At 49.2% G+C, this 11,920-nt stretch carries 10 protein-coding genes; all 10 read right to left on the reverse strand.

The genetic code is table 11. The features are described 5' to 3' along the window. Positions 1-162: 162 nt before the first annotated feature. Positions 163-5,055 (reverse strand): prepilin-type N-terminal cleavage/methylation domain-containing protein, encoded by a 4,893-nt coding sequence (locus DWY89_RS10295; protein ID WP_118524122.1) that lies wholly within the window; start codon positions 5,053-5,055, stop codon positions 163-165. An 81-nt stretch (positions 5,056-5,136) separates the two neighbouring features. After that, complete coding sequence (locus DWY89_RS10300) at positions 5,137-5,808, reverse strand: type II secretion system protein (protein ID WP_117795685.1); 672 nt, start codon at positions 5,806-5,808, stop codon at positions 5,137-5,139. Between the two features lie 11 nt (positions 5,809-5,819). After that, positions 5,820-6,245: a hypothetical protein gene (locus tag DWY89_RS10305; protein ID WP_147341923.1), complete on the reverse strand. Its 426-nt coding sequence runs from the start codon at positions 6,243-6,245 to the stop codon at positions 5,820-5,822. Continuing rightward, positions 6,235-7,107, reverse strand: coding sequence for a hypothetical protein (locus DWY89_RS10310; RefSeq protein ID WP_118524121.1), 873 nt, complete (start codon positions 7,105-7,107; stop codon positions 6,235-6,237). The genes DWY89_RS10305 and DWY89_RS10310 overlap by 11 nt, the downstream gene beginning before the upstream one ends. Positions 7,108-7,110: 3 nt before the next feature. Beyond that, the gene (locus tag DWY89_RS10315; RefSeq protein ID WP_118524120.1) at positions 7,111-7,800 is read right to left on the reverse strand and encodes a hypothetical protein; all 690 of its coding nucleotides are present in this window, start codon (positions 7,798-7,800) and stop codon (positions 7,111-7,113) included. Beyond that, positions 7,797-8,426 carry a hypothetical protein gene (locus DWY89_RS10320; protein ID WP_118490628.1) on the reverse strand — a complete coding sequence of 210 codons (630 nt, stop codon included), beginning with the start codon at positions 8,424-8,426 and terminating at the stop codon, positions 7,797-7,799. Before DWY89_RS10320 ends, DWY89_RS10315 begins: the two co-directional genes overlap by 4 nt. 12 nt (positions 8,427-8,438) lie before the next feature. Continuing rightward, the gene (locus DWY89_RS10325) at positions 8,439-9,500 is read right to left on the reverse strand and encodes a pilus assembly protein PilM (RefSeq protein WP_182434562.1); all 1,062 of its coding nucleotides are present in this window, start codon (positions 9,498-9,500) and stop codon (positions 8,439-8,441) included. Positions 9,501-9,513: 13 nt separating this feature from the next. Next, on the reverse strand, positions 9,514-10,290 hold the full coding sequence (locus DWY89_RS10330) for an A24 family peptidase (RefSeq protein WP_118524116.1): 777 nt from the start codon (positions 10,288-10,290) through the stop codon (positions 9,514-9,516). 118 nt (positions 10,291-10,408) lie between these two features. Beyond that, on the reverse strand, positions 10,409-10,942 hold the full coding sequence (locus DWY89_RS10335; RefSeq protein WP_107000048.1) for a type II secretion system protein: 534 nt from the start codon (positions 10,940-10,942) through the stop codon (positions 10,409-10,411). A 424-nt stretch (positions 10,943-11,366) separates the two neighbouring features. Beyond that, positions 11,367-11,920: prepilin-type N-terminal cleavage/methylation domain-containing protein (locus DWY89_RS10340; RefSeq protein WP_347474720.1), on the reverse strand; the 554-nt coding region annotated here is incomplete at its 5' end.

Raw genomic sequence — 11,920 nt, forward strand, 5'->3', positions numbered from 1 at the left:
CTTCCACTGAGACAAATTTTCTATTACTCACCACCTGAAGAGGTGGGAGTCTTCTCGACTGAGATAAAAACAAGCGCTATCCTGCCTGCCGGACAAAAATTTGATGGTTCCGCCCGATATGTAGAATAGCGCCTGTTTCCAGTTTTAATCGTTTTCTATTTTTTATTCTTCCCAGTCGCCTACATACAGGCGTGTAGCGGTCTGCCCGGCTGCTGGTTCGTAGATCGTCCAAATTGGATATGGATATGCTTTTCCTTGCAGAGAATCATCTATTACAATCGTCTGATCAACGCCATTTGTGCCTGTTTTGGAGGACAGGTCAGCGGCACTCGTCCTAGTAATACTGGAATAGCTGTCCTTTACAGAGCTGCTGTCCACATAAGGTGCGCCGATGATTGCGTCGCTTAACTTTGGCAGATACCAGCATTCTTCCGGAACCGAAAGAATGCCAGCTTCCAGCTGGGCTCCTGGTCCCCACCACCAGGTATTGTTCAACTGACCAATATAGTATCCAAGGAACCTTGAGGTTCCAGCCGCTTTCACACTTCCTGTTGTATAGCAGTTCGAAAGAACCAGTTTTGCAGAATCATATTTTCCAAACAAACCGCCTGCGATGGCATCATATGTTTTTCCACACACATCCGCTGCACTGAAACTCCGTATTACCGAAATCGGACCATCCATCCATCCCACCAGACCTCCGGCACACCAGCCGCCTGACACATTTTTTCTATCTGACAGCATCTTCGCACCACTTTCCGTATAACCGTAAGGGCGGTTCCGTCCGCCGACATAACTGTTTTCAATGCTGAATTCTTTCCCGGCAGTTCCGCCATTCTGGTTGTTTTTCAGATATCCATACAAACCTCCAGCGGTTCCAATTGTATCCACATACCCAGAGAAGAAACTGTTTTGCAGCTTCATCTGACCAGAGCTCTCGGCAAAGCCGACCAGACCTCCGCTAGCATCGGTTCCCTGTATCCGTGCATTTTTTCCTGAAACATATACGTGATTCATCACTAAATCACTTACTTTTGCTTCCCCGATCAAGCCTCCGGTTTTTCCTCCGCTTATTTGCAGCGTCGGTGCATCTACAACTACATGTTCAAGTGTCAGACTGCCATTATTCGTGCTTCCAACCACCGCGCCTGTTGCCAGCGTTCCAGAAATCCGGGATTCTTCTCCATATATATGGATATTTTTAATCGTTAGATAGCTGTCCGCCGAAGTGCCTGCCTGCGCCACCAGCCCTGCTGTATTCTGCCCCTGACAGGAAATGTCCGGATCCTTCAGATTCAAGTTTGATATCGTCAGATGATCCGTCTTCTGAAATAAAGCCGCACCATTCCAGGCAACAGGAGTTATCTTTAAGCCTGCAATCGTATAACATTCACCCAGTTTTGCTTTTTCTTTCTCATCCACCTCCGCATCATAAGAGATAATATCCGGGTTGTTAATCGGCCAGAAACTTCCACCTTCATACTTGGAATTTCCCGGACTGTAGATCGTCATCTTTCCGTATGCATCTTTCACCTCTTTACAATACGCTTCCGTCTGTGAGGTAATCGAATCATCCTCCTGCCAGAGAATATTATCGGTCTGAATGACCCGTGTGATCTTTAAACCACCATAGCCTTCTCCGCAGAAATTCAGATTCTGCAGATGACGTCCATTGGCGACCTTAACCGTATAGGTATCCGTTCCATCACCATTTCGTTCAATTACATCGGCAAAGCAGCTGTTGAACTTGTATGAGAGCTTTGTATTTTCTGTCGGCGGATAGCCATCCTCGCTCAATTTTACGATAACATTTTCTCCATTTATGTAACCGCCCGGCTGATAACCTCCCCAGGTACCCAGACTACAGAAATTTCCACCCTCACGTGATAAATCATCCAGATAGAAACGCAATTTCAACTTTTTATCTTTCGTTTTGCCTATTTCAAAACGATTTACCCTGTTTTTTTCATCAAAGCCGTTCCAATTGCCATTTTCCTCATTTTCTGCACAGCTGGCAGCTTTCCTTTCCGTATCTACAAAGCAAAATTTCGATCCCTTTCTCAGAGTATCTTCCTGCAAATCACCAGTATTGACTTGGAGAACATACCACATCGTTTTATGGCTCAATTCGCCGGTAATCGAAAATATCAGATGTATTCTCTGATTTTCTTCAAGCGGAGACGGAGAGACATAATCGATATACAGCCTGTTTCCAGTATGCAGCGCCTCTTCGTTCTCTTCCTTGTCCCAGTCCCCGACATGGTTATTCAGAAACCAGGACAATCCCTTTGATACGTTCTGCGCAGCAAGTTTTTCCGCTACCTTCTGGATCGTCGGCATGGGATAAATCGGTATCTCTGCTTTCTTTAATTCTGGATCATAGGGATATGTATTCTTGCTGTCTGCACCCGTTCCCTCAGCACCAAACAGTTCTGAAAGTTCTTCTGCGTATGCGAGCACATACTTCTCATTCACCTTACTGCACGCATAACAGCCCGGATAAACTGATTTTTTGTTTGTTCCCGTACCGCTCGTCTCCGACGGCAGCATTCCATCCGTTCTATTTGCATAATCATAGAACGCAACAAACGCAGGTGCTTTCAGCGCCGGATTCTCTGTTTCATCCGCTGCCGTTCCGCTTCCATCCTCCGTTTCATCCGATTTTTCCTCAGCCGTCGGCGAATACACCGACGCCGACACATATGTATTCGCTATCTGACTGTCTGCCGGAAGCTGTGCGGCGAGACCTCCTGCGAATCCGCCGGTATATGCCGCTACATTATAACGTCCGGTAAGATTCTCAAAGGCTGCATTGGCATTTGCCCCATTCCCCGGTTTCTGGGATGTGTCAAACTTCTTGTTTGCTGTATGACCGCCGACATAACAGCTCTGAATCTGCACCGTGGGACCGCTTGCGGCGGCTGCAGTTGATGCTTTCTCAACAGTTCCGACCAGACCGCCGGCGTACATGCCTTCCACATAGAGTGCCGCTGCGCTGTCGGTCAGAGAAATTTCCCCCTTTGCCGTGCCGATCAGGCTGCCCGCCGTTCCCTTTAAAGCGCGGATCCGGTATTTGCTTTCTTCCTCCTGCTTCAGATCTGCCGCTTTTTCTGTGCTGCTTCCCAGCTTATCACGGAAATGGTTCTCCACCAGTGCATCCTGGACGGTCAGAGTGACGCCCTCAAATGTGCCCACCAACGCACCGGCAGAAGCGCCGGTCTGCTCTGCCTGTACCTGCGGATATTCAATCTGCACATTTTTAATTTTCACCGTTGCCAGATTCGTAGTTCCCCGGGAATCCGTTCCCGGCGTCACCGCACCAATCAAAGCGCCTGCACTCGCCTTCGTCCGGACCACCGGCTGGCAGATCAGCAGGTTTTTAACACTCATATCCTGTGTTACCGTTCCAAACAGTCCACCCGTCCCATCTACTGCTGTGATTGAACTTCCCGCCGTTTTTCCTACCTGCAGACCATCGATCCGGTATGTATTTCCCTGATAGTCCAGTGGATACGGCAGACTAAGCGGAAGATAGCTTCCCGCCTCCGTGGTATATGCCTGTGCCGTCGGGTTCGTCCGATCTGCATTCGTTTGATCCGTCACCCGGTAGGCAATCGAGATGGTTTCCGCATTCTGATTCAAAAAATTCGAGCCAAATGCCGTATGCAGCTTCGCCACATGTCCGCAGTAACCGCTCTCGTCCGCAATGTTTTCTCCCGCTTTCCAGGTCAGATCACTATTCTGCATCGCCGTAACCGTTTTGGATGTAGTCACCGCCCCAGTGTACAGCTGATCCGGATCCCAGCCTGAAACCCGCTCATCCAGATTTTCCAGATGGCGGAAGCTGCCAATCTCCGCGCTTCGGTCCGTACTGATCGATGCAAAGAGGCTGCTGCCGGATTCTATATTGCTCGTCTTAACCTGCGAAAGCGCTTCATTGTTGAAAACCTGCGCGTACACAAAGATATTTTCGCCCGGAATAAAGGAGGCAAAACCTCTTTCATCCTGCTGAAATGTCATATCCGTCTGTGCCGGCTGGTTGAAATCCATAAATTTGAATCCTGTACTTGTGCCCGTGCCGGCTGGCGTCGCTATATCATCCAGAATGACCTGATACGTTCCATCCGAATTGCCCGAAGCTCCGGACACCTTCGCCACACGCGCCGAAGGGCTGGTTCCCGGGGGATTGATCTCGATGTATCCGGTTGTACCGCTCTTTTCTCCCTTTACAAACAGACTCAGTGAATGTTCATTTTTATTCGGATCCTCAATTTCCGCATATAAAATATCATCATTCACCAGTTTCACTGTCGGCGCCTCGAATTCCTCCACCGGCAGTTCCGGGACTTCCAGATTTCCTGATGCGTAATATCCGATCGGCAGTTTCTGATCTTTATAATTGGAGTTAGCTCCCGTAAACCGCTCCCGTTTTCCGGCATCAGACGCCGCCGCCAGAAGTGCCTCGCTTCCGATATCCGTCTGCACAAACTGATAATGATCCGAATACCACACCTCGCGGACCAGTCCTGCCTCCGGATCATAGAAAATAAGATAGCTCCCGTCTCCACGGACGGTCTCATCAATCGATCCAAACGGAAGAAGGCGCTGCCGGATCTCCTCGGTCACATTCGCAGATGCCAGCGCCATCTCACCGCCAGACTCTTCTTGTTCCGATTCAGGCTGCCCTGCCTGTTTTTCCGGCACATAGAGAACCCCGTAGATATTTCCCTCTTTCTCCTCCGCCAGCACTGTATTATCTACCGAAATTCCCAGCTTTGCCTGCTTTTGATCGTCTGAAAATTCCCCCTGTGCCTCCATATGGAGCAGACGCGGAATCGTCCCACTGGAGACCTCCAGTGTCAGATGATTCTGCGCCGCCAGAAAGATCTCCTTCGCCGTCTGATCCATCTCCAGACGGCGGAGTTTTCTTTGGTAATGAATCACCGCAACAAAAGAAAGACTGGCAAGAATACCGACAATCGCAATCACCGTCAAAAATTCCGCCAGTGTAAACGCCGCCCTTCTCTTCTGTTTGTTCTGTCTCTTCTGCTCCATCTGTCCTCGTTCCTCTTTTTATTGTAACTGTTCAGTACCTTCACAGTCACGCGCAGACCTGCTGAACAGTTAGTTTTTATTTTATTTCTGATCCAGGTTGACTGCACGCACGGTCAGGTTAATCGGCTTTACCACCGCTTTCCGGGAAGTTCCCATCGTATCTTTTTTCCGGTAGATCGCCAGATTTTGAACCGTAAAGCATGCTGTCTCCTCCGAATAGGTATAGCCGTCAAATGCCGTATAGTATTCATCCGAAATCGCCGCCTGCGTCAGCAAGGATATCTTATTATACGCATCATCGTAAGTATAATCCCCATACCATTTTTCAATGCCCGTGCCAGACCAGTCTGTCGCACTGAAGTGCAGCCACAGGTGGCTGTTTCCACTCCGCAAAAGAGGTGTTACCAATTCTCCTGTTGCGGAAGTCCCGGCAGAATTTTTCACTTCCAGCGCATTCGCAAATTCATCGGTCATCAGCTGCGCCGTGAGCGACAGCGCCTGCTCTGCATCTGCCTGTTCCTGCGTCCTCTGGTAAACATTTTTTACCATCATCACGCCGCCTCCAAGCACCGTGCCGATCATACCGAGAATCACAATCGCCGCCAGAAGCTCCGTCAGCGTCATACCGTTCTGTGACCGGAGTTTTTTCTGACATACTGAAAAGAGCTTCCGGTGACCCTTGGATGCCGTCTGTTTCTGCTGCCTGCAATGCCTATTTCTGCATCTGCGGCATTCACATCTCTCCTGTCCCATCTCTGTCTCCTCTATCGGTATCTGTAAAGCAGCTCTTGTAAGTTTACCTCTTCCTCTTCTGCATCCGAATCAGCCTGGCTCACATACAGCACGATGGGATACTGTCCCGTCCGGTAATTCGTCTGTGTGCCTGTCTGGTAGGCATTTGACGCCAGGCTTTTCTTCATGCCGCCGGTTCCAGATGCCTCCAGCTCCAGAACATATCTGCCCGACGCCTGTTTCGCTGTCCGGTTGTTCTCCAGCTGATTGCGGCTGTCATAATAGCTCGCCATCTGCTCTTCGCCCTGCCGCAGCATCCTGCCGGACGCCAGAAATGCACTCAGAAACATCGTCATTCCCAGTGCAATCACAAGAACCGATATCAGTACCTCTGTCAGTGTCTCGCCCGTATTGGCACGCAGCTTTCTTCCAGCTGCCCATTTCATTCTACTTATCATTCTGCAGCAGCTCCTTCTCTATTGTTCCGTTCTGCCAGCGGATCGTCGTAATGATGGTCGTCGTCGTGATCGTGTAGGAATCGTCGTCGTCCGATTTGTCGTCATCCGATTCGTCGTCATCGCCCTGTACTGTGACCGTCTTATGCTCGGAGCTATGTGCTGCTTCCAGCTCCAGCCGTTTCTCGCACCGCTCTTCCTTCCTGTCATCCGCCGTTACTGTATCTGAGATAACCGCCTTGATTTTATAATCATCCGTCATCCACAGACGTACACTGGTCTTTAACGGATCAATCGTGTTCCCGCTCATTCCGTCTTTCTTCACTGACAGGGTAAAATCTTTGTACGCCATTTCTTCCTCCGACGCATCGTCCCCGTCTGCCAGCTTCCGATACTCATTATTTCTATAAATATCCACGATCAGTGAATCGAGAATCGCGCTATTCCCACTCTCCGGGCTTGACAAACCCGAATCCGTTCCATAGAACTTCTGCCACGACGCCTCATTATCCGTGTTTTTCCGGCTGCCGACGTAGTAGCAGTAGAAATCATCGTCTTCCTCGTCATCCCGGCTGTCATGCACGATCACTTCCTTGATCTTGACTATATTCTCCGTCTTCTGCAGTTCATCCCGCAGAAATATCGCCGCCGAGTCCACCGCATACCGCTTCTGATCTTCTCCCGGAAGATTCCGGATCTTACCAGCCGATGCAGAGGCGGACGCCAGAATGATCGACGCGCCTACCCCGCAAAACACAAAAAACAGGAGCGCCGCCATCAAGCTGGCGCCATCCTGATTTTTCATACAGCTGAAAACCCGCTTCCAGATTTCCGGGTGTTTTTCACTGTTCTCTGCTTTTTTCATGCTTTATTCTCCCAGCGCCGCCTCTGCCGCTGTCTCAATGTCCGAACGCTGCAGGTTCGACACATCCGCATTCGCCAGTCCCGACGGTGCCTGTGTCTCCTCCGGTTCCAGATCCAGACCTTCTTCTGATTCCGCATCGTATCGGGTCTCAAAATAGGTCAGCTGAAATGTTACGCTCACCGGATGATTCCGGATATCCATTTCCTCTGTCTCGTCCTCATCATCTTCGATGCTCAGATCTTCAATCAGGCAGCGGTACGGTCCCTCTAACACCTCATGGATCATCGAAACCGCCTTATCAAAGCTCTCTGCCGTGAAAGAAAGATTGATCGCACGCCGGATCTGCATCCCATCCACCTTCGGTTCCGAATACTGGAAGCTGAAATTATACGCATCTGCAAAAATGCGGTTCAGCTCTTCCGTCTCTTCCTTAAAATGATTGTAAGCCGGAACCATCGGCGCATTGGATGCCTTATTTTCCTCTATCTCCTTCTTCATCTGCTGGATCTGCTTCGACTTTACCTGCTCCATCTGGATCTGTGCCTCCAGATCCGTCGTATCCGCCGCCTGGATCCGCCTCTGCACCGGAAGATAGAATCCGGCATAGTAGCCCGCCGCGATCAATATGATTACAAACAGAAGCAGTACAATCTTCTGCGTTCTTGATAAGATATATTTCTTTAACGAATTCATTGTTTTTCTCCGTCCTCTTCTGGTACGTTAAAAAATACAGTCATCGACACGCCCACCGGTTTGGAAGCCGCAAGAACCCGCTCCTCCCCCTCTTTCTGAACCGTCTCTTCCAGAGACGCCGTCACATAGCGTGCATCCGGATCCGCCTCCGCATCGCGAACCAGCTCCGGAAAGGAGGAACCATTGGGAATTCTTCCCTCTAATGCCATCTGATCGGAGGTGATCGAAACCGTCGAAACGGCCGTCAGCGGGAAAATCTGTGATTTCAGCGAATCCAACATCTTTCTCCGGTCTGGAAGCTGTCTCTCTTCCTCATTCAGGTACCCATTTCCATAATGTGCGTATTCCGCCTGAACCTCACTGTACACCTCGTTGGACTTCTGAAGCGCCGAAAGCTGCTGCTCAGTCGCCGCATAGACTGCCTCCGCCTGGTCTGCCTTTCTCAGAAGACGCACCACGCCAAACTGCGAAAACCCATAAACCAGTCCCATAAATACGACAAACACACCCAATTCTGCCGCTATCTTTCCTTTTTTAACCTGCTTCTGATACAGATTGATGCGCCGTTTTTTCGGATACTTCGGACCGCCAATCTGCATATTCGCGATTGATTTTAAATCAGCCACCGCTCTTCCTCCTTATGCAAGTAATACACCGTATGCCTGTGGGCTGTCGATCCACTCGTCTTCCTCATCCAAAGAGACCTCCGGCAGAAGCTCCGCCACACTCCGCACCGGCAGATCCAGCGTTTCTTTCAGCGCATCAATCAATTCCCCGTATCGTGCGCCTCCGCCGCAATAATAGAGGCTGTCGATCGTATTATTCACATTGTTGAAGCTATAAAAGTTCAAAACTCGCATGACCTGGACGGCGCGGGTCCGGTACTGCTCCTCCAGCACAGCCGCCATCTTTTCTTTGTCGGTCTCCTCGCGGTTTTCTTCCTCCACCTCAATTCCCAGTTCCTGCATCTTGTTCTTATCTCCCAAACGGATCTGCTCGATCTCCTCACAGCCCGGCTCCATGGTACGGGTAATATCATAGATCCCATGGCGAAAGAAATGGATCCGCAATGCTTGGGTTCCCAGATCGAGAATCGCATAGTCTTTCACAGTTTCCGATTTTTCTGCCCCCTCTGCGTTCTCTTTTTCTTCCTTTTTATGAGGTTCTGCATTCAGCTTTGTCTCCAAAGCCTTCTTCTCATCCGCCATTCTCTCTTCTGCATATTCCAGAATCCATTCCAGTCCCAGCACGGCCGGAACCAGACCGACCAATTTCAAGTGTGCCATCTTGGCCAGTTTTTCAAATTGCTGCGACAGCTCTTTCGTACACGCCGCACCAATCAAATCCATTTTTTCCTGATCCGCATAGATCATCGCATAATCAAAGACGTACTTATCCATCTCGTTTCCGATATAATCATGGAACTCATATGGAAGATTCAGCCGGAGCTGTTCCTCCGTCATCAGCGGCAGCTCAAAGCGCCGCACATACACATCCTCCTGCCGGATGACAAACACGACGTTCCGGCAGCGGATCGCATACTCCTTCAGCAAATCCTTTATTAAATCCGCATATTGACGCATATCGTTCCGGTCGATCCCCTCGACCCGCTCGCTGATAAATTCGCGAAGCTCGCCTTTTTCCGCATATGCAATCTTGATACGGTAATGTCCAATCTCAATTCCTAAACAATTCTTCATCTCTGCACTCCCTTTAAAAGAGCCCTGTATACCATTGTGTCCATATATCTCCATACAGCAGCATACAAAAACATGCCGCCGCAATCGCCGGTCCGAACGGAATTTTTTCCCTCCGACTGATGACAGAACCTGCAATTCCCAGCACACAGCTGAGAATCAGGAAAAATAATACCTCCCAGGCGGAACGCATATACAGTCCCGTCACAAAAAAAAGTTTTACATCGCCGCCCCCCAGGCTTTCTTTTCCGGTCAGGCGGTCAAACAGCAGGGAAAGTGCCAGCATACTGACAGACAGTCCGGCACCGGTCAGAACTCCCCGCATCATCTGTCTTCCCGGTTCCGGTAAGCTCAGCGCCGTGCCGAAAAAGATCAGGATTCCGGCTATCTGAAGCCGGTCCGGTATGATCCACGCGTGCAGATCTGTGAGTGTCAGACATAAAAGCACCATCCATAGCAGAATTCCCCGCAGTGCCAGCACCGAGACATCGTACCGGTACATAATCAGGCAGCATGCAATTCCTGAGACAAGTTCCGTCCAGAATGCCTCCGCCGGGATCTTCGCTCCGCAATAACGGCACCTGCCCCGCAGGCACAGCCGTGAAAAAAGCGGTACCAAATCCAGTACTCCCAGCACATGACCGCAGGCATCACAGTGGGATCTCCCTTTCAAAACGGACGTTCCGTTTAACATCCGCCCTGCCAGACAGTCTGTAAAACTTCCGAGCGCACAGCCCAGAATAAAAGTAATCATCAAAATGTAAATTGTTAAAAATGTGGTTTGATGCAGCATCAATGGAATATCTCCTGTCCGTACCCATGTTCTGTCTGTTTGTAAATCCCCAATATTTTATATCTTCCAAGATATGTAAAACGCTATCTTTATCTTAAAACGCCCAATTTCATTTCTTTTATTTGGCGCCAAATCCCGGCTTTGGACCAAATGGATTCTGGCTGGTTCCCCCAACTTCATTTCCCTCATAGAAAGGAGCGGTCTGAAGCGGAGACGTATTCGCATATGGATTAGCCGCCGGATTTCCGATGTAAACCAGAATATCTGTACACGGTGTCTTGGCTTCCATCGCCGTCTTCCGGTATTCCTGCCCCAGGTCATTTACCTTCTTTGTTCCACTTCCCTGTGCGTACTCAATGTGCGCGTTCTCTCCCTCTGCCTGACAGACAATCTTTCCCTCTTTTACATTGTATCGGTAATAGCGGTATTGCTTCTGCGGCTGGTTCTCGTAGCGTTCCAGGCTTTCCTTGCTTCCATACAGCATTGCCACGGCCGCCGCCTTCGCCGCACGGACATTCGCCTGATTGGCTGCGATGACCGCTTTTTTCCGCTGTGCCGTAAAAATCGGAATACTGATCGCCGCCAGGATCCCTACGATCGCTATCACCACCAGCAGCTCTGCCAGTGTAAAACCGTGTTGGTTCTTTTTCATTTGCTTACCCACTTTTTATCAAAATGACCTGCTGACTTTGTTTTGATTCGTGCGTTGCAGGTCACGCTTATGTATCTGACAATGAATGGATTTTTCAATCCTGAAAAATTTATGATGTGAACATCACTTTCATTCTAAACGTTACTGTTCACACACGTGTGCCCAGCAACGGGATTTTGCCGATGCTGCGCATTCCAAATCGGCAAAATCTGCTGCCAGAACTGTATCGTACGGAATTTTCAGTTCAGAAAATTCCTACCTGTGAACAGTTACTTCTAAACCTTCATGCGCCTGGCAGTCAGGTGTACCACCACAAATGAAAGCTCTGGCAGGCGCATTTAGCAAAAATGGATGGGAAACCCCATCCATTTTTCGTTACTGTTCTCGCATACATGCTCAGCAACCTTTTTCCACGTATGTGGTTTTATTTTGCATATATTGTAATTTTTGCACCATTAATAACGTCAGTGTCTTTCGTCTTCGTCGGTTCGATTTTTACATTAATCTGTTTATACTGCTTGCTACCCTTTTCTTCTTCAATATCACCCTGTTTATTCGCATCAGCTACTATAGACGCATCATCCTTGATTGAGGTAGCTGTACCAGTTTTTAAGTCATAATCATAAATCATTGCGGCGTCACTATTCTTATCTATCTCATCCGTCATATACTGAGCTACCGCTGCTGCTTTCGCCGCTCTCATATTGGCCTGATTCGTAGCGATTCTAGCCTTGGTCAGCTGTGCCGTAAATACCGGAATCGAGATTGCAACCAGGATGCCCACGATTGCAACAACCACCAACAGCTCAGCCAGTGTGAAACCTTTTTTGTTCTCACGAACTTTCTTGATTAAGCCTTTCATAAAATCAATCTCCTTATTGTATAGTATTATATTAATGAACAGAGAATTATCTCTGCGCAGACTGTAGACAAAGCCCTGCTTTTGCAGGGTTTTGCTATTGTTGGAACCGCTTTTCT

Origin of the sequence: Clostridium sp. AF27-5AA (genome assembly GCF_003478415.1) — a bacterium.
Lineage (GTDB): Bacteria > Bacillota > Clostridia > Lachnospirales > Lachnospiraceae > Otoolea > Otoolea fessa.

What these genes read in the sequence shown, in the direction of transcription:
- DWY89_RS10295 (WP_118524122.1), bottom strand. Translation starts at nt 5,055, where the DNA reads ATGGAGCAGAAGAGACAGAACAAACAGAAGAGAAGGGCGGCGTTTACA.
- DWY89_RS10330 (WP_118524116.1), bottom strand. Translation starts at nt 10,290, where the DNA reads ATGCTGCATCAAACCACATTTTTAACAATTTACATTTTGATGATTACT.
- DWY89_RS10315 (WP_118524120.1), bottom strand. Translation starts at nt 7,800, where the DNA reads ATGAATTCGTTAAAGAAATATATCTTATCAAGAACGCAGAAGATTGTA.
- DWY89_RS10310 (WP_118524121.1), bottom strand. Translation starts at nt 7,107, where the DNA reads ATGAAAAAAGCAGAGAACAGTGAAAAACACCCGGAAATCTGGAAGCGG.
- DWY89_RS10325 (WP_182434562.1), bottom strand. Translation starts at nt 9,500, where the DNA reads ATGAAGAATTGTTTAGGAATTGAGATTGGACATTACCGTATCAAGATT.
- DWY89_RS10305 (WP_147341923.1), bottom strand. Translation starts at nt 6,245, where the DNA reads ATGATAAGTAGAATGAAATGGGCAGCTGGAAGAAAGCTGCGTGCCAAT.
- DWY89_RS10335 (WP_107000048.1), bottom strand. Translation starts at nt 10,942, where the DNA reads ATGAAAAAGAACCAACACGGTTTTACACTGGCAGAGCTGCTGGTGGTG.
- DWY89_RS10300 (WP_117795685.1), bottom strand. Translation starts at nt 5,808, where the DNA reads ATGGGACAGGAGAGATGTGAATGCCGCAGATGCAGAAATAGGCATTGC.